This is a genomic window from Kitasatospora sp. NPDC048407 (genome assembly GCF_043200475.1).
Taxonomy (GTDB): Bacteria; Actinomycetota; Actinomycetes; order Streptomycetales; family Streptomycetaceae; genus Kitasatospora.
The window spans coordinates 77,557-94,228 of sequence record NZ_JBICXW010000006.1; the positions used below are offsets into that span (position 1 = coordinate 77,557).

The window sequence follows — 16,672 nt, forward strand, 5'->3', positions numbered from 1 at the left end:
TATTCAGGCTGCACCGAGAGTCGGTCAACTCCCTTGCCCCGGTGGGATTCCCGATGGGTAGGCTCCGACAAGGACAGTGCCGAACACCGAACGGAACGGGGGCCAGGGGATGGACGAGCACCAGATACCGCCGCTGCGCGCCGGCCGCAGGGCCGCCGGAGCGGCCCTGCTCGGCTGGCTGCGGGACCCGAGGGCGCCGCGCCTGTGCCGGGTCTCCGGGTCGCCGGGCAGCGGCCGGACCCACCTGCTGGCCTGGCTGATCGCCGGCGCCACCGCCCCCGACACCCCCGTGGAACGGCGGGTCAACGCCTTCCTGCCTGCCGACGGGTACGGCGTCCGGGCCGCGGTCTGGCAGCTCGGACAGCAGCTGGACGTGCCGGCCCGCACCCCCGGGGACCTGCTCGACCGGCTGGCCGCCGACCCGCGGCGCACCGTGATCTGCGTCCCCGAGCTCGACAGGGCCCTCGACCCGGCCCGGCTGGTGGCCGAACTCCTCGACCCGCTCCTGGGGTTGCCGCACGTCCGGCTGGTGGTCGAGGCCACCCCGGAGCTCGCGTTCACCGCGGTCACCGGGCCCGCCGAACTCGACCTGGACGACCCCCGCTGGACCGACCGCGAACGCTGGGACGCCTGGTGCGAGCACGAGAGCCATGACCCGACCGGGTACCCGAACCCCGGGCGGGCCCTGGGCACCGCCGCGCCGCCCGCGCCGCCCGCCTTCGCCGACCTGCTGGCCCGCGTCCCGCTCGGCGCCGGCGGCGGGCCCGACCTCCCCGCCGCCGGGACGGAGCTGCTCACCGGCCTGTGGGCGGCCGCCGCCCGCGCCGGCGAGCTCGGCCCGCTGGCCGCCGACCCACTGCTGTACGTGCTCGCCGAACCCGTCGCCGTCACCGCCGCCCTGGAGAGCGCGGCCCCGGGCACCGTCCCCGCCGCGCTGGACGCCGCCTGGCAGGCCGCCGGCCCCGCGCTGATCGACACCCCCGAGCCCGCCGTCCGGGCCCACCAGCTCCGCGCCCGGCTGCTCGGCACCGACCCCGCGGACCCGGCGGTCGCCGTCGCCGCCGCATTCGCCGCCGACCGGCTCGGCACCGCCCCCGGCCGCTGGGCCGCCCGCTGGGCCCGTCACAGCCCCGGCGCGGCCGCCACTGCTCCCGGCGCCGGCCCGTACCTCGGCCAGTGGCTGCTCGCCGACGCGGGCGGGGCGGTGCACGCGCTCTCCCCGGCCGACGGCACCGTGCTCGGCCGGATCGCCGTGCCCGGCCCGAAACCGCTGCGCGCCCTCGCCGCCACCCCCGGCGGCAGCCTCGTCCTGCTGGACGTCTGGGGCGGCCTCGAGCTGGTCACGCCCGGCCCGACCGCCCCCGGCCTCGACCCGTACGCCCTGGACGAGGCGCTGGCCCGGCTGCGCGCCGCCGCAGGCGGCGAACCGGCCGTCCTCGCCGCCGCTCCCGGCCTGCCCGGCGCGGCCCCGGCGCTCGGCGACAGCGGCGGCGGCGTGCACTGGTACCAGGACGGCGCGGTGCTGAGCGAGAAGCTGCACACCGGCCCGGTCACCGCGCTGGCGGCCGACGCGGTGGGCGCCGACCGGACCGGGCCCGGCGCCCCGCTGCTGGCCAGCGGCGGCCTGGACGGTGCCGTCCGGCTCTGGGGGCCCGGCTCCGAGCCGATGCCCGAACCCGCCGAGCGCCGCCCGTGCCCGGTCACCGCGCTCGCCCTCGGCACCGGGCCGTCCGGGCTGCTGCTGGCCACCGCCTGGTCCGACGGCCTGATCCGGGTCCGGCGCCCGGAGCAGCCCGACAGCGTGCTCGACCTGCGCCTCGGCTCCCCGGCCGGCGGGCTCTCACTGGCCGGCGACGTCCTGCTGGTGGGCCTCGACGAGGGCCCGCTCGCCGTCGACCTGAAGGGCTGACGGGATCGGGCCGCCCCCGCGGTGGGGGACGGCCCGTCGGTGCATGTGCTTGCGGTTACTGCTTGAGTTCGGCGTACGCCTCGGCGCTGCTGTCCTTCAGGAACTGCCAGCAGCGGGCCTCCTCCTCGGTCTCGCCGATCGAGCCGGCGGCCCGGGCGAGCGCGGCCAGGCAGCGCAGGAAGCCGCGGTTGCCGCGGTGCTCCCACGGGACCGGGCCGTGTCCGCGCCAGCCGGCGCGGCGCAGCTGGTCGAGGCCGCGGTGGTAGCCGGTGCGGGCGTAGGCGTAGGACTCGACGGTCCGGCCGGCCGCGAACGAGTCGTCCGCGAGCATCGCCCAGGCCAGGCAGAACGCCGGGTATTCGGCGGCCACCTGGGTCGGGGAGGCGGACTCCTCGGCGAGCATCCGGTAGGGCTGCTCCTCCTCGGGCAGGAGGGTCGGCTCCGGTCCGTCGAGCAGGTTCTTGTGCATCTCCATGGTGTGCCAGTCTGCCACTCGGGCGGCCGGTGGTCGCCGCTTCCGGAAACGCCGGTGCCCCGCACCCGGGCGGGTACGGGGCACCGGCGGTGGCGCTGTTACTTCATCCGCTTGCCGGCCGAGCGCAGCTGCTGCGCGGCCTCCAGCACGCGGGCGGCCATGCCGGCCTCGGCCAGCTTGCCCCAGGTGCGCGGGTCGTAGGTGTTCTTCTTGCCGACCTCGCCGTCGACCTTCAGCACGCCGTCGTAGTTGCGGAACATGTGGTCCACGACGGGGCGGGTGAAGGCGTACTGGGTGTCGGTGTCGAGGTTCATCTTGACCACGCCGTTCTCCAGCGCGGTCCGGATCTCCTCCGCGGTGGAGCCGGAGCCGCCGTGGAAGACGAAGTCGAACGGGTCCTGCTTGCCGTACTGCTTGCCGATCTCGGCCTGCAGGTCGGCCAGCAGCTCCGGACGGAGCACCACGTTGCCCGGCTTGTACACGCCGTGCACGTTGCCGAACGAGGCGGCCAGCAGGTAGCGGCCCTTCTCGCCCAGGCCGAGCGCCTCGGCGGTGCGCACCGCGTCGTTCACGGTGGTGTACAGCTCGTCGTTGATCTCGTGCGAGACGCCGTCCTCCTCGCCGCCGGTCGGGGTGATCTCGACCTCGAGGATGATCTTGGCGGCGGCGGCCTGGGCCAGCAGCTCCTGCGCGATGGACAGGTTGTCGGCCAGGGTCTCGGCCGAGCCGTCCCACATGTGCGACTGGAACAGCGGGTTGTCGCCGCGGGCGACGCGCTCGGCGGAGATCGCCAGCAGCGGGCGGACGTAGCCGTCCAGCTTGTCCTTCGGGCAGTGGTCGGTGTGCAGGGCCACGGTGATGTCGTACTTGGCCGCGACGATGTGCGCGAACTCGGCCAGCGCGACGGCGCCGGTCACCATGTCCTTGTTGTGCTGGCCACCCAGGAACTCCGCACCACCGGTGGAGATCTGGATGATGCCGTCGCTCTCGGCCTCGGCGAAACCGCGCAGGGCGGCGTGCAGAGTCTGCGACGAGGTGACGTTGATGGCCGGGTAGGCGAACTTGCCCGCCTTGGCCCGGTCGAGCATCTCGTTGTAGGCCTCGGGAGTTGCGATGGGCATGCGAATCCGCTCCTGTCGGTGTGGGGCGATCGGACGACGCTGTCCGAAGGCTCGATACGCCTGTGGTTCACGACGGATGCGGCACGAGCTGAGGGTGGTTGCTCGACCGCGGGCCGGACACCTCGGTCATCTTCCCAGACTCGCCCCGCGGACACACCCAGCGGCCCGCAGGTTGGGACAACGGCTCGGGCGGGCGCTCCCGCAGGGGGGTTTGCGGGCCTCCGGCCGAGCCTTCGCGAAGCGAGTCGGGCTATCCTGCGCGCGTGGAACACATCCAGCTCGCCGTCAACGTCCTTGACGCCAAATCGCTCGTCGCCTCCGTCGGCGCCATCGGGATCCTGGCGATCATCTTCGCCGAGACCGGCCTGCTGGTCGGGTTCTTCTTCCCGGGTGACTCGCTGCTCATCCTGGCCGGTGTCGCCGCCTCCAGCGCCGCCCCGGCGGTGCTCGGCGACGGTGCCCAGATGAACATCGCCATGCTGCTGATCGGCGCACCGCTCTGCGCGATCGCCGGAGCCCAGCTCGGCCACCTGCTCGGCCGCAAGGTCGGCCCGAAGATGTTCGACAAGCCGAACTCGAAGATCTTCCGGCCCGAGTTCGTGGAGAAGGCCGAGGACTACTTCGACAAGTTCGGCCCCGCCAAGGCCGTGGTGCTGGCCCGCTTCATCCCGATCGTGCGGACCTTCCTCAACCCGGTCGCCGGCACCCTGCAGATGCCCGCCAAGACCTTCCTGCTCTGGAACGTCGTCGGCGGTGTGCTGTGGACCGAGACCATGCTGCTGATCGGCTACTTCACCGGCGACCAGCTCGCCCCGGTGATCGACAAGTACCTGCTGCCCGCGATGGCGCTGATCATCCTGATCTCGATCTCGCCGATCATCGTCGAGGTGATCCGCGAGCGGAAGAAGAAGAAGGCCGGCGGCGCCGCCGCCGAGGCCGAGGCCGCGGAGGCGCTCGGCAGCGGCCGGCACCGCAAGCACTGAGCCCGCACCGCTCGACGCGAGAGGCCCCGACCACCTTCCGGTGGCCGGGGCCTCCGGCTTGTTCCACGTGGAACCGGCGCGCTTCCCGGGCGCCGGTTCAGGGGCTCACAGGCCCAGGTCGTCCAGGGTGTACGCGGTGATGTACGGCAGGCCGGTCTCCGCGATCGCCGGGGCCGCGCCGCGCTCCACGATCACCGCGACGCCCACGACCTCGGCGCCCGCCTCGCGCAGCGCCTCCACGGCGGTCAGCACCGAGCCGCCGGTGGTCGAGGTGTCCTCCACCGCCAGCACCCGGCGGCCCTTCACGTCCGGGCCCTCGATGCGGCGCTGCAGGCCGTGCGCCTTGCCCGCCTTGCGGACCACGAAGGCGTCCAGCTTGCGGCCGCGGGCCGCCGCCGCGTGCAGCATCGCCGCGGCCACCGGGTCGGCGCCCAGGGTCAGGCCGCCCACCGCGTCGAACTCCAGGTCCGCCGCCGCGTCCAGCATCACCTTGCCGACCAGCGGGGCCGCCTCCGCGTCCAGGGTGATCCGGCGCAGGTCGACGTAGTAGTCGGCCTCCCGGCCCGAGGAGAGGGTGACCTTGCCGTGCACGACGGCCTTGTTCTTGATCTGCGCCAGCAGGGCGTCCCGGTCGTTGCTCATGGACAGCCAGTTTAGGTGCAGAAAGGGCCTCGTCAGCGCCGCCGCAGCGCCCGGACCAGCACCACCGCGCCGCCGAGCAGCGCCACCCCGCCGCCGATCACCCACGGCAGCGCGCTGCGCTCGCCGCCCGCGCCCGGCACCAGGGTCGGCTCCGCGCCGCCCCAGCGGGTGGCGGCCCGGGCCCGCGCGCTGTGCGCCGGCGGGGCGGGCGCGTACCGGCCGTGCGGCGGGGCGTGGTCGACCTCCTCCGCCGAGCGGCCGACGATGCTGCGCCGCACCGGGGCGCTCTCCTGCTCGAACGCCGGCTCCGGGCGGGTGACCGGCACCGGCTCGGGCAGGTCGTCCTCGCCGAACGCGATCAGGTCGGACAGGTCGTCGTCCAGGTCCGGGCCCTGTGCCCGCTCGTCCAGGAACACCACGGTCGCGCCGTCCGCCGGCTCGTCCTCGGCGTCCTCGCCCGGCCCGGACAGCTCGGCCACCAGGGCCGCCACCGCCCGGTCGATCAGCCGGCGGCCGGCCGTCTCCAGCACCGGGGCGGTGAAGCCCGCCAGCCGGCCGGACGCGGTCAGCGAGGTCGCGAAGCACACCACGGTCTCGCCCGGCCGCTCCCGCAGGGTGACCCGCAGTTCGGCGGTCACCGGGGCGGCGCCGCGGATCTCCTCGCCGGTCAGCCGCAGCTCCAGCGCGCCGTCCTGCCAGTCGCCCACCGACAGCCGGCCGGCGAAGGTGATGGTGGAGCCGGCGATCCGGACCCTGAGCCGGCTGTCCGCCGCCGAGGGCGCGGACGTGGACGCGACCGCGCTCAGCCCCGGCACGCAGCGGGCCACCAGTTCGCGGTCCAGCAGCGCCTCCCGCACCACCTCGGCGGGCACCGGGACGACAACCTCATGCTCCATACCGGCGAGCCTACCGACCGGCCGCCGCCGTGCCGAGCCCCGCACCCGAAGCGGGGCCGGGCGTGCCGCGAACGGGCGCACGGCGAACGGCGGTTCGAACGCCGCGGGCCCGGCCGGAGGGTGGTGCCCCGGTCAGGGGCCGATCAGCGAGTGCGGCGGCGGCAGTTGCGACGGCCGGTGCGCGGACAGCCGGGCCGGGTGTGCCGTGAACGGGCGCACGGCGGACGGTGGTTCGAGCGCCGTGGGCCCGGCCGGACGGTGGCCGAGCGCGGCGACGGCCGGTGGGTGGACAGCCAGGCCCCGCGCCCACAACCGGGCTGGGTGTGCTCGGAACGGGCGCACGGCGAGCGGTGGTTCGAACGCCGCGGGCCCGGCCGGAGGGTGGTGCCCCGGTCAGGGGCCGATCAGCGAGTGCGGCGGCGGCAGCGGCGACGGCCGGTGCGCGGACAGCCGGGCCGCCGTGCCGCGCAGCCCGTCGACGGTGAGCGACCGCGGCGCGGGCGCGGCCGGGTCCAGCGCCAGCGCGGGCGCGTCGTGGGCGGCCAGCAGGAACGCCGGGGCGGGCCCGGCCGGCCCGCAGTCGTCGGCGGCCGGCGCGACGCCCTGGTACGGGACGGCGTCCAGCCCGGCGGCGGCCAGCCCCGCCTCGGAGCTCCACAGCACGCCGTCCGGGGCGCCGCCGCGCACCGCCAGCCGCCCGTCCGTGGCGAGGCGCCGGGCGGCCAGGCCGTAGAACTCGCGCGAGCGGTACTTGCCGTGCGCGGCCTCGTCGTCCAGGTCGGAGACGATCACGTCGAACTGGTCGGGGGCCTCCCGCAGCCAGCCCATCGGTTCGGCGGTCACCAGCCGCACCCGGGGGTCGTCCCAGGCGTGCTCGGTCAGTGCGTCGTAGGCGTCGTCCCGGCGGGCCAGCGCGGACAGTGCCGGGTCGCGTTCGACCACCAGCACGCTGCGCACCGCCGGGTGCCGCAGCACCTCGCGCAGCGCCAGGCCGTCGCCGCCGAGCACCAGCACCCGGTTGCTGGGGCCGCCGGCCAGCGCGGGGCGGACCAGCGCCTCGTGCTCGCGGTACTCGTCGGCGCCGCAGACGGCGAGCTGGCCGTCCAGGAAGAGCTTCAGCGGATCCGGCGGGAGCACGCCGGCCGGGCCGCCGGTGAGGACGATCTCCTGGTAGCGGCTCTGCGCCGCGTACCGGATCGGCCCGCCGTACAGGGCGTGCCGGGCGGCGCGCTCGATCGCGCCGGTGCAGGCGGCAGCCAGCCCGAGGACGGCGAGCACCAGGCCGCAGCCGGTCCACAGCAGCAGGCGGGCCCGCCGGGTGGGTTCGGCGCGGAACAGCCAGAGCACCACCACCGCCCCGGCGACGGCGTTGACGGCGCCCGTCACCAGCGCGCCGGCGGCCTGCCCGAGCGCGGGCAGCAGCACGAATGGGAAGGCCAGGCCGCCGATCAGCGCGCCCACGTAGTCGGCGGCGAACAGGTCGGCGACGGCCCGGCCGGCGTGCTCCCGCCGGATCCGCTGGATCAGCGTCATCAACAGCGGGATCTCGGCGCCGATCAGCAGCCCGATCAGCACGGTGGCGGCGACCAGCGCGACCAGCGTGGCGTGCGGCTGGCGCAGCCAGGCCCAGCCGCAGTACAGGGCGAGTGCGGACAGGCCGCCGGTCAGCGACAGCGCGTACTCGACCAGGGCGAAGGAGGTGGCGGGGCGGCGGGTGAGGCCCTTGGCGAGCAGCGAGCCGATGCCCATCGCGAAGACCATCACGGAGAGCACCACGGAGGTCTGGGTGACCGAGTCGCCCAGCAGGTAGCCGCCGAGCGCGACCAGTTCGAGTTCGTACACCAGGCCGCAGGCCGCGCAGACGAACGCGGCCAGCAGCACCAGGATCCGGGCCGGCCGGGCGGGCAGGGCGAGCGGTATGGCGCCCGCTGCCCGGATCGCGCCGCCGAGGCCCGCGGTGCGGGTGGCGGTGGGCCGGGACTCGGCCGCCGGCGGGGGAGCGGGGGCGTCCGGACCCGGCTGCGCGGACCGTCCGACCGGATGGTTGATCATGAATGAACGCTAGGCGAGAGCCCGGGTGAATGGCTGCGCCCAATCGGGGGACAGCGGGCGGCGTCCGGTTGACGCCGGGTGACCGTCCGGGCTGCGGTTCCGGGCCGCCGACGGGCCCTAACCGCCGTACCCGCTGTACCCGTTCTGGCCACCCCCGACGCCCGGGGCCGCCTCGACGGTGCGGCGCAGCGAGAGCGAGGAGCGGGTGCACACCAGGCGGCCCTCCTGCGGGTAGGCGTGCCAGGTGCGCCAGTGCACCCGGCGGTCCCCGCAGTGGGCGACCAGCGCGGTGAAGGCGCTCGGGTCGCCGGGGAAGACCCCGGCCAGCGCCCGCGGGTGCCCTTCGACCAGGGCCAGCAGCTCCTGGGCGCGGGCCGCGAACACGTGCGGCGGGAGTTCCTCGATCCGGGCGGCGAACTCGTACTCCCAGCCGGCCACCTGCTCGGCGACCCGGGCCGGCAGCGGGGTGCGGCGGCCGGGCAGGCAGGCCACCGTCTCCAGGCAGTCGCCCGGGCCGGCCGCCAGGACGACCTGGTGGGAGGCGCCCAGCAGCCGCAGCTGGAGGGTGCCGCCGAGGCCGTCGGACCGGCCGGTCCCGTCGTCGAGTCCGATGTCACGGACGGCCAGCGCGGGAAGCGGATCGCCGCCCAGCTGCCAGGCCAGGTCGCCGGCGCGGGTGTCCGTGTAGGAGGTCTGCAAGGTGGTGAGCATGCTCGGCTCCGCGTTTCAGCTCCGTACGCGCCCCAACGGCCGGATTCCACTCCTCAGTGCGTGAGGCTGTTCGAGACTGTCTGATCCGGGGCGCGGCCGACCGGGGGGAAGGAGGAATTCCGGCTGGAGATTCAGCAGCAGAGAAGCATGAATTCTCCGGGTCCGTCAGGGATTTACCCATGTTTGGCACTCATTCACCGTTCTGAGGCCTGTGCCCGACTGGGTGTGATCGGTCCCAGGTTGCACTCTGTCCGACGGGCGCCACCACGCCGGTCTCGTGCGCCGTGCACTCCTGGAGTGCGCTCGGGGTGAAGGGCGTCCGGACACGACAGGACACCCGGCACCGGAATCGCCGCCCACCGGATGCCCCGTGCCCGCGGCGCCTCGCCGGGCCGGCGGGAACCGCATGGGAAGTTCCGTTCGTCCTTCGTGTTGGAACCAAGCAAGTGTCCGCTCGGATCTGGGGGTTGAGCGTTGTCGATCGAGTTACCGTCGGAGCTTGTCTGGATCATGGACCTGATGGGCCTCAACTGGCCCGATGTGGATGAGGACGAGCTGCGCGAATGGGCCCAGCATGTCCGGGAGTTCGGCCGCGGCATGCGGGAGTCGCACGACGACGGCGACGCTCTGGTCAGGAACCTGGGCGGAGCGTTCGAGGGTGCCTCCTACGAGGCGATGCTGGCCCGTTGGGGTAACGCCTCCGGTTCGCACATGACCGTGCTGATCGAGGGCTGCGAAATCCTTGCCGCCGGACTGGAAGTGGCGGCCGAGGGCGTGGTGGTCGCCAAGGGCGTGGTGATCGCCCAACTCGTGGCGATGGCCGCCGAGATGGCCGCAGCGGCAGCTGCCGCTGTTGCCACCCTGGGCGTCGCTGCGGCGGCCGAGGCGGCGATCGTCGAGGCGGGCAAGCGGATCGTCAACGCGGTCATCCAGGAGATCGAGGACGTGATCATCGGTCAACTGGTGTCGATGGCGGTCGAGCCGTTCCAAGCGGCCATCGAGCAGGCCGTCGAGGGCCTGGTGTTCCGTGGGGTCGAGGCAGCACTCGGGGCCGGGGAGGGCCGATGAGCGAAGGATTCCGGGCTGACCCCGAGGCCCTGGACCGGGCCGCCGAGCAGGCGCACTCGCACGCCGACCGGGTGGAGCAGCACGGTCGCAACCTGGACGCCCGTACCCGGGGGAAGCTGCTCGGCAAGGGGCGGCTCGGCCAGATCGTGCAGAAGGCCGTCCGCCCGGTGATCGACTCCATGATCAGCGACATGAGCCGGTCGATGGCGCGGAGCCATCGGTCGATCGGCCATGGACTGGAGATCACTAAGAAGAACCTGGACAGCGCCGAGGAGTCGATCCGCAAGAGCCTGCGGCACCACGCGAACGACGGGGACAAGGTCCGGGTGCAACTCGGTCAGTCCGTGCTCGGTGAGCAGGGGATGCGGGACCAGTACAGACGACGGGTGTCGACCCGGATCGCAGGCCTGCGTAAACAGGGCCACGGGCCGAAGCGCCACCTCGATCCCACCGACGACATGCTCAAGGCGCGGCTGGGTACACCGGCGCCGCCGTACCAATCCAACGGGCAGCCCGCGTACCACCGGACGGCTGACGGCTACGTTCAGACCCAGAACAAGATCGACCCGGCCCACGGACCCAATCCGCAGAAGCGTCTGAAGGGTGACGCGCTGTACATGGACGCCGAGGACGCGGCGAGGCGACACAAGTGCGGTGACTTCTCCACCGCATTCAAACCCGGCGAGGACGAGGCTTACCTGTACGCCGAGCAGCACGCGCGCGGCCGGCTCGACCCCGCCAAGGCCGGTCCGCAACAGATCGAGTTCTCGCCCGAGGAGGCATGGGGACCGGGCAGTGATCACCACAACAGGTTCCGCGGGTACTACGTCGACCCGGACAGTCCGGTCGATTCGAACGGCAAGGTGAACTACAAACCGGTGGACTTCCGGGGGGCGAAGATCTTCGCCCTGTTCAAGCCCGATGGCAACGGCGGACACCGTCTGGTCACCATGTTCCCGGAACCCGACAGAGGGAGGAACAGGTGAGTTTCCAGCCGTCCAGCATTCCGTACTTCGACGCCGACCCGGCGATCGGTACGTTCTTCCGCTACGCGCTCTCGCCCGAGTTCATCGACGACGTCCACGAGACGCGGGTGAGCGCGGAACGACGGAATTCCGCGTTCTCCCGCCATCTTCGAGAGGCCCTGGAGTACCTACTGGGGGAGCGGCCCTGCGACGTGATCGACTGGGCCCGTCTCACCAAGGTCGCCTTCAACGATGAGGCGCATCTGTACGGTTACCTGCAGGATCTCTTCGACCACCTCTTCGAGGGCCGGAGCGAGCCGCCGGTGGCACCGGACCCGGAGGCCCCGATGCCGGACTGGGTCGACATGCTCTGGTCCTGACCTGTCGGTCCTTGCTCCGATCACACCCTGGAAGGAAGCAGCGACACCATGCCGCTTCGCAACGAGCTCCCGCCCCGCAGTGGGCCCTGGGCCAGCCGGTTCGACTCCGAGGACGCCCTGTACCAAGCCGAGGACGCCCTGCGGGCTGCGGCACTGAAGAACCACGACCTGTCGCCGATCCTCCCGTTCGAGGCGGTCTACGGCCCGTTCCTGGAGTGCGCGGGCAAGGCCACCGCGTTCGCGATCGATCCGCGTGAGCCGTACACGGCGGACGGCGAGATCAACTACGTCCACGCGGACTTCCTCACGCTCGGACTGCTCTACGGCGTGTACCGTCCGGCAGAGGGTGCCGGGCCGACCGGCCCGGCCGGGGAGGACGACCTGTGGAACACCACGGTCTATCCCTACCCGGGCGGGGCGATCGATCCGACCAAGATCGGCCTCGGCGAACTCGGGCTGGATGCGCCGGGGGTGGACCGTCGGTTCGTGCACTTCTGCGCCGGGATTCTCGGAGTGGAGGCGGTCGACGATCTCGGTGAGCTGCGCGAGACCTTCGACGAGGCGTGGCCCGACTATCGGGACGTGATTCGGGCCGGCCTGCTGCACCTCATCCGCAACCGCCCACTGACGGTCGACCAGTGGTACGCGCTGACCTACATCAGCTTCCACGACCAGCGCCAGCTGACGGCTTTTCTGGGCCAGGTCTACGCCTACCTGTTCGACGGTTTCGACGCGATGCCGGTGGCTCCCCGCTAACGGGTGGGTCCTCAGAGCCGGTGCAGCCGCTCGACGGCGTCCCGCAGCACCGACTCCCGCTTGCAGAAGGCGAATCGGACCTGGCTGATGCCGAGGTCGGTGTTGTCGTAGAACACCGCGTTGGGAATCGCCACCACCCCGCACCGGCCGGGCAGCGTGCGGCAGAACTCGATGCCGTCCTTCTCGCCGAGCGGGGTGATGTCGGTGGTGATGAAATACGTGCCCTGCGGTTCGAACACCCGGAACCCGGCCTCGGTCAGCCCGGCGGCCAGCAGGTCGCGCTTGCGGTGCAACTCGGCACGGAATTCGGCGAAGTACGAGTCGGGCAGCCGCAGCGCCTCGGCGACGGCGTACTGGAACGGGCCGGCCGAGACGTACGTCAGGTACTGCTTGGCGGTGCGGACGGCGGCGACCAGCTCGGGTGCGCCGGTGACCCAGCCGACCTTCCAGCCGGTGAACGAGAAGGTCTTGCCGGCCGAGGAGATCGCGACGGTGCGCTCGCGCATGCCGGGGAGGGCGGCGAGGGGGTGGTGGGCGCCGGCGAAGACCAGGTGCTCGTAGACCTCGTCGGTGATCACCAACAGGTCGTGCTCGACGGCCAGTTCGGCGATCGCGGCGAGTTCCTCCGGGGTCAGCACGGTGCCGGTCGGGTTGTGCGGGGTGTTGATCAGCAGTAGCCGGGTGCGCGGGGTGATCAGCGAGCGCAGCTCGTCGAGGTCCGGGCGGAACGCGGGCTGGCGGAGGGTGAGCGGTACCCGGACCGCGCCGGCCATCGCGATGCAGGCCGCGTAGGAGTCGTAGAACGGCTCGAAGGCGATCACCTCGTCGCCGGGCTCCAGCAGGACGAGCAGGGCGGCGGCGATGGCCTCGGTGGCGCCGGCGGTGACCAGCACCTCGGTGTCGGGGTCGACCGTCAACCCGTAGAAGCGGTGCTGGTGTTCGGCGATCGACCGGCGCAGCTCGGGCACGCCCGGGCCGGGCGGGTACTGGTTGCCGCGGCCGTCACGGAGGGCCCAGACCGCCGCCTCCCGGACCTCCTCGGGGCCGTCGGTGTCCGGGAACCCCTGCCCGAGGTTGATCGAGCCGGTGGCGGTGGCCAGGGCGGACATCTCGGCGAAGATCGTCGTCCCCATGCCCGCCAGTCGGCGGTTCAGCAGCGGCCTTGCACCCATTGCGGCTCCTCGCAGGTTGTGGTCGGCCAATCCTCCGACGGCGGCAGGCCGTGGACAAGCACACAGCGGCGCTCGTTCCGGTGGGGCGGATCGGCGCAATCCGGGTTGCGGGTACTGGCCGCGCTGGATTGGCTGATTGCACGTCAAGAGACGTTTTCGATCGGTATGTCAGTCGGTGGGGGGTTACTACAGGAGCTATTGTGCGTGCACGAATTCTGTCTGCCGCGGCCGTGGCCGCCGTCCTCGCCATGACCCAGCCGGGCCTGGCTGTCGCCGACGAGGCGGACGACCCCAGTACCACCGTCACCTTCGTGGTCACCTCCGGCGCGCTGACGCTGTCGGTACCGGCGTCCGCGACCCTCGGCTCGGGAGCGCCGGGCACCACGATCAGTTCCCCGATCGGCCCCTGCACCGTCACCGACGACCGCGCCCTGCTCTCGGCGTCCTGGACGGTGACCGCGGCGGAGACGAACTTCGCGAACGGGACGCAGACGATTCCCGCCTCCGACGCCACCTACACGGTCGGCTCGGTGACGACGACCGGCACCATCACCGTCACCACGACCAACGTGACGCTGAGCAACGCCGCGCAGACGGTGCTCACCGGAACTGCCGGGGTCGGGGACAACACCGCGACCTGGGACCCGACCGTCAGCGTCAACGTGCCCGCCTCGGCGGTCGGCGGGCTGTACACCGGCACGCTGACCCAGTCCGTGGCCTGACGCGATGAAGGGTGCGCGCAGGTACGCGGCTTTGCTGCTGCTGCTGGCGGCCGCCGTCCAGACGGCCGCCGTGCTGCCGGCCGTGGCGGACGGCATGCCCTCCCCGGTGCCGAGCACGTCCGGGCACGAGCAGCACGAGCAGCGCGGGGAGCGCGGGGAGCACGGGGAGTCGAACCCGGCGGAGCGGAAAGTCGGCATCAAGCTGCTCGACGCCCCGGAGGACCGCCGCGACGACCCCAGGGCGCAGGCGTACATCGTCGACCACCTCGCACCCGGCTCGAGCATCGAGCGGCGGGTGGAGGTCAGCAACGAGTCGTCCACGCCGATGCACGTCGACGTCTACGCGGCGGCGGCGTCCGTCACGAAGGGGAAGTTCACCTTCGCGCCGGACCGCACTCCCAACGAGCTGACCGGCTGGACGTCGCTCGACACCACGGGCCTCGACCTGGCGGCCCACGGGACGGCGCAGGTCCGCGTCACCGTCCAGGTGCCCAAGAATGCCTCCGCCGGCGAACGGTACGGCGTCATCTGGGCGCAGACCGGCCCGCCCGAGAAGCGCGCGGGCAATCTGACGCTCCTGGGCCGGGTCGGCGTCCGCATGTACCTCGACATCGGCCCGGGGGGCGAGCCGGCCTCGGACTTCGAGGTCGAGCAGCTCACTCCCGGCCGGAGCCGCGACGGGAAGGCGGAGCTGCACGCCCGGATCCACAACACCGGGGGACGTGCCCTGGACATCGGCGGGACGCTCGTGCTCTCCGACGGGCCCGGCGGACTGCGCGCCGGACCCTTCTCCGCCGCGACGGGCACCACCGTGGCCCCGGGCGAGCGGGCGGACGCGATCGTCCCGATGGACGCCCGGGTGCCGGAGGGCCCGTGGACCGTGGAGCTCGCGCTCCGGAGCGGCCAGGTCGAGCACTCCACGCGGGCCACCGTCACGTTCCCGACGACCCCCGGCGGCACCGGGGCGGTCGCCGCGTCGGCCGCCCGGGCGTGGCAATTCCCCACCCCGATGGTCACCGGGCTTTCGGTCCTCGTGCTCGCCGCGGTGGGCCTGCTGCTTCCCAAGTTCCGTCGCCGGCGCCGCCCCTGACCACGGCAAAGCCCGCTCGACCCTCGGGGCCGCGGCCCCGCCGGACACCGTCCGCCGGGGCCGCGGCCCGTGCGTGCTCCTACCTCGGACGGATCGTCGGTTCCCGGAGGTTGGCATAGTCTGCCGCCAGAGGGGTGATCCTCCTTCGGGGATCCGTGGGGCCGGGGGGAACCGGGCCCGCGTGGGGCTATCGGAAGTGAAGATATGGCGTCCGGAACAGTCGTATCGTCGTCTCCTGTCCGGCTGAGCGGGGAAGACGGCAGCCCGCCGGCCGGCCGGCGCGTGATCAACTGGCCGGCGCTGCTGCCGTGGGGGCTGGCCGCCGGGTTCTTCGCGTTCTACGCGGTGTTCTGCCTGCGGCGCCACGGGCTGCTGCTGACCACCGGCTACGACCTGGGGATATTCGAACAGGCGGTGCGCAGCTACGCGCACTTCGAGCTGCCGGTCACCCCGCTGAAGGGGAACGGTTTCAACCTGCTCGGCGACCACTTCTCGCCGATCCTGCTGGCGCTGGTGCCGTTCTACCTGGTGTGGCCGGCCGCCGAGACGCTGCTGCTCGGGCAGGCCGCCCTGCTGGCGCTGGCCGTGGTGCCGATCTCCCGTTGGGCGCAGCGGGAGTTGGGCCGTGCGGCGGCCGTGGCGGTGGCGCTCGGGTACGGGCTCTCCTGGGGCGTCGGCTCGACGATCGGCTTCGACTTCCACGAGGTGGCCTTCGCGGCGCCGCTGCTGGCGTTCTCGGTGGTCGCGCTGGCGGAGCGGCGCTGGGTGGCCGCGGTCGCCTGGGCGGCGCCGCTCTGCCTGGTGAAGGAGGACCTCGGCCTCACCGTCGCCGTCATCGGCGGCTACGTCGCCTGGCGCGGGCCGCGTCGGCTCGGGTTGGTGACGGCGGTGTCCGGCGTGCTGGCCAGCGTGGTGGAACTGCTGGTGCTGCTGCCGGCGATGAGCCCCAGTCACGCCTACAACTACTGGGACAACCTGGAGAGCCGGCCCGGCACCGAACCGGGCCTGGTGGAGCGGCTGTTGTCGATTCCCGGGCACCTGGTGACCGCCACCGTCGAGGGGCGGTTGCTGTTCTTCCTGCTGGTCCCGACGCTGCTGCTGGCGCTGCGCTCGCCGCTGTTCCTGGTCGCCGTCCCGACGCTGGGCTGGCGGCTGCTCAGCAAGAACCCGATGTACTGGGGCACCCAGTACCACTACAGCGTGGTGCTGATGCCGATCGTGTTCGTGGCGTTCGTCGATGTGCTGATCCGGCTGCGGGCCGCGAAGCCGCACTGGGGGCGCTGGGCGACGGCGCCGTTCCTGGTCGGCAGCGTGGTGGTCACCGGGGTGCTGTTCCCGTTCTTCCCGATGGCGCAGGTGACCGACGCGGGTTTCTACCGGGAATCCGCGCACGTGCGGACGGTGCAGTCGGTGCTGGCCGACATACCGTCCGGGGCGCGGGTGGCGGCCGGCAACCGGCTGGTGCCCCAACTGACCGGCCGCTGCACGGTGTTCGAGTTCGGCTGGCCGAAGGACTGGCGGACCGCGGACTGGGTGGTGCTGGACACCCGCAACCCGATGGGGTGGCCGCTGAACGGGGCTCAGGAGGCCGCGGAGATAGCGAAGCTGCGCACGGAGGGCTTCTGGACGGTGCGCGAGGAGGAGGGCGTCCTGCTGCTGCGCGGGCCGGTCGCCGAGTAGTACGCGAGAACGCGAGAGGGCCCGCCCACCGATCCGGTGCGCGGGCCCTT

General features: G+C 73.0%; 16 protein-coding genes. 9 read left to right on the plus strand and 7 right to left on the minus strand.

The window, feature by feature from the left end; all coding sequences use genetic code 11:
- Positions 1-109: 109 nt before the first annotated feature.
- The gene (locus ACGFWJ_RS14030) at positions 110-1,909 is read left to right on the plus strand and encodes a hypothetical protein (RefSeq protein WP_392948863.1); all 1,800 of its coding nucleotides are present in this window, start codon (positions 110-112) and stop codon (positions 1,907-1,909) included.
- 55 nt (positions 1,910-1,964) lie between these two features.
- On the opposite strand, the gene ACGFWJ_RS14035 is transcribed toward ACGFWJ_RS14030, so the two are convergent.
- Positions 1,965-2,384, minus strand: coding sequence for a DUF3151 domain-containing protein (locus ACGFWJ_RS14035; protein ID WP_387639654.1), 420 nt, complete (start codon positions 2,382-2,384; stop codon positions 1,965-1,967).
- 98 nt (positions 2,385-2,482) lie between these two features.
- Complete coding sequence (fbaA, locus tag ACGFWJ_RS14040; RefSeq protein WP_387639651.1) at positions 2,483-3,505, minus strand: class II fructose-bisphosphate aldolase; 1,023 nt, start codon at positions 3,503-3,505, stop codon at positions 2,483-2,485.
- Positions 3,506-3,768: 263 nt separating this feature from the next.
- On the opposite strand from fbaA, the gene ACGFWJ_RS14045 reads away from it, so the two are divergent.
- The gene (locus ACGFWJ_RS14045) at positions 3,769-4,488 is read left to right on the plus strand and encodes a DedA family protein (RefSeq protein ID WP_392948866.1); all 720 of its coding nucleotides are present in this window, start codon (positions 3,769-3,771) and stop codon (positions 4,486-4,488) included.
- Positions 4,489-4,593: 105 nt separating this feature from the next.
- Here the strand turns inward: ACGFWJ_RS14045 and pyrE are convergent, their stop codons facing one another.
- The 4 genes from pyrE to ACGFWJ_RS14065 all read right to left on the minus strand — a co-directional run bounded on the left by pyrE (position 4,594) and on the right by ACGFWJ_RS14065 (position 8,789).
- Positions 4,594-5,130, minus strand: a complete 537-nt coding sequence (gene pyrE, locus ACGFWJ_RS14050; RefSeq protein WP_387860498.1) for an orotate phosphoribosyltransferase — start codon at positions 5,128-5,130, stop codon at positions 4,594-4,596.
- A gap of 32 nt (positions 5,131-5,162) precedes the next feature.
- Complete coding sequence (locus ACGFWJ_RS14055) at positions 5,163-6,026, minus strand: CoxG family protein (RefSeq protein WP_392948869.1); 864 nt, start codon at positions 6,024-6,026, stop codon at positions 5,163-5,165.
- Between the two features lie 393 nt (positions 6,027-6,419).
- Entirely contained in the window at positions 6,420-8,078 is a 1,659-nt protein-coding gene (locus ACGFWJ_RS14060) for a spermidine synthase (protein ID WP_392948872.1), read from the minus strand.
- 117 nt (positions 8,079-8,195) lie between these two features.
- Positions 8,196-8,789, minus strand: coding sequence for a DUF2617 family protein (locus ACGFWJ_RS14065; protein WP_392948874.1), 594 nt, complete (start codon positions 8,787-8,789; stop codon positions 8,196-8,198).
- Positions 8,790-9,308: 519 nt separating this feature from the next.
- Between ACGFWJ_RS14065 and ACGFWJ_RS14070 the strand changes: the two genes are divergently transcribed.
- The 4 genes from ACGFWJ_RS14070 to ACGFWJ_RS14085 are packed head-to-tail and all read left to right on the plus strand — an operon-like array spanning position 9,309 to position 11,958.
- On the plus strand, positions 9,309-9,857 hold the full coding sequence (locus ACGFWJ_RS14070; protein WP_392948877.1) for a hypothetical protein: 549 nt from the start codon (positions 9,309-9,311) through the stop codon (positions 9,855-9,857).
- A complete protein-coding gene (locus ACGFWJ_RS14075) occupies positions 9,854-10,843 on the plus strand; it encodes a hypothetical protein (RefSeq protein ID WP_392948880.1) in 990 nt (329 codons plus the stop codon). The genes ACGFWJ_RS14070 and ACGFWJ_RS14075 overlap by 4 nt, the downstream gene beginning before the upstream one ends.
- Positions 10,840-11,202 carry a hypothetical protein gene (locus ACGFWJ_RS14080; RefSeq protein ID WP_392948882.1) on the plus strand — a complete coding sequence of 121 codons (363 nt, stop codon included), beginning with the start codon at positions 10,840-10,842 and terminating at the stop codon, positions 11,200-11,202. The genes ACGFWJ_RS14075 and ACGFWJ_RS14080 overlap by 4 nt, the downstream gene beginning before the upstream one ends.
- Before the next feature lie 48 nt (positions 11,203-11,250).
- Positions 11,251-11,958 carry a hypothetical protein gene (locus ACGFWJ_RS14085; protein ID WP_392948884.1) on the plus strand — a complete coding sequence of 236 codons (708 nt, stop codon included), beginning with the start codon at positions 11,251-11,253 and terminating at the stop codon, positions 11,956-11,958.
- 11 nt (positions 11,959-11,969) lie between these two features.
- On the opposite strand, the gene ACGFWJ_RS14090 is transcribed toward ACGFWJ_RS14085, so the two are convergent.
- The gene (locus tag ACGFWJ_RS14090) at positions 11,970-13,130 is read right to left on the minus strand and encodes a pyridoxal phosphate-dependent aminotransferase (RefSeq protein WP_392948887.1); all 1,161 of its coding nucleotides are present in this window, start codon (positions 13,128-13,130) and stop codon (positions 11,970-11,972) included.
- Positions 13,131-13,330: 200 nt separating this feature from the next.
- On the opposite strand from ACGFWJ_RS14090, the gene ACGFWJ_RS14095 reads away from it, so the two are divergent.
- The 3 genes from ACGFWJ_RS14095 to ACGFWJ_RS14105 all read left to right on the plus strand — a co-directional run bounded on the left by ACGFWJ_RS14095 (position 13,331) and on the right by ACGFWJ_RS14105 (position 16,622).
- Complete coding sequence (locus ACGFWJ_RS14095) at positions 13,331-13,852, plus strand: hypothetical protein (RefSeq protein WP_392948890.1); 522 nt, start codon at positions 13,331-13,333, stop codon at positions 13,850-13,852.
- A 4-nt stretch (positions 13,853-13,856) separates the two neighbouring features.
- On the plus strand, positions 13,857-14,942 hold the full coding sequence (locus ACGFWJ_RS14100) for a peptidase (protein ID WP_392948892.1): 1,086 nt from the start codon (positions 13,857-13,859) through the stop codon (positions 14,940-14,942).
- A gap of 282 nt (positions 14,943-15,224) precedes the next feature.
- Positions 15,225-16,622: a DUF2079 domain-containing protein gene (locus ACGFWJ_RS14105; RefSeq protein ID WP_392948894.1), complete on the plus strand. Its 1,398-nt coding sequence runs from the start codon at positions 15,225-15,227 to the stop codon at positions 16,620-16,622.
- Positions 16,623-16,672: the final 50 nt, after the last annotated feature.

Excerpts from the sequence above, each read along its gene's own strand:
- ACGFWJ_RS14030 (WP_392948863.1), top strand. The coding sequence starts at position 110 with ATGGACGAGCACCAGATACCGCCGCTGCGCGCCGGCCGCAGGGCCGCC.
- ACGFWJ_RS14035 (WP_387639654.1), bottom strand. The coding sequence starts at position 2,384 with ATGGAGATGCACAAGAACCTGCTCGACGGACCGGAGCCGACCCTCCTG.
- fbaA (WP_387639651.1), bottom strand. The coding sequence starts at position 3,505 with ATGCCCATCGCAACTCCCGAGGCCTACAACGAGATGCTCGACCGGGCC.
- pyrE (WP_387860498.1), bottom strand. The coding sequence starts at position 5,130 with ATGAGCAACGACCGGGACGCCCTGCTGGCGCAGATCAAGAACAAGGCC.
- ACGFWJ_RS14055 (WP_392948869.1), bottom strand. The coding sequence starts at position 6,026 with ATGGAGCATGAGGTTGTCGTCCCGGTGCCCGCCGAGGTGGTGCGGGAG.
- ACGFWJ_RS14060 (WP_392948872.1), bottom strand. The coding sequence starts at position 8,078 with ATGATCAACCATCCGGTCGGACGGTCCGCGCAGCCGGGTCCGGACGCC.
- ACGFWJ_RS14065 (WP_392948874.1), bottom strand. The coding sequence starts at position 8,789 with ATGCTCACCACCTTGCAGACCTCCTACACGGACACCCGCGCCGGCGAC.
- ACGFWJ_RS14070 (WP_392948877.1), top strand. The coding sequence starts at position 9,309 with ATGGGCCTCAACTGGCCCGATGTGGATGAGGACGAGCTGCGCGAATGG.
- ACGFWJ_RS14075 (WP_392948880.1), top strand. The coding sequence starts at position 9,854 with ATGAGCGAAGGATTCCGGGCTGACCCCGAGGCCCTGGACCGGGCCGCC.
- ACGFWJ_RS14085 (WP_392948884.1), top strand. The coding sequence starts at position 11,251 with ATGCCGCTTCGCAACGAGCTCCCGCCCCGCAGTGGGCCCTGGGCCAGC.
- ACGFWJ_RS14090 (WP_392948887.1), bottom strand. The coding sequence starts at position 13,130 with ATGGGTGCAAGGCCGCTGCTGAACCGCCGACTGGCGGGCATGGGGACG.
- ACGFWJ_RS14100 (WP_392948892.1), top strand. The coding sequence starts at position 13,857 with ATGAAGGGTGCGCGCAGGTACGCGGCTTTGCTGCTGCTGCTGGCGGCC.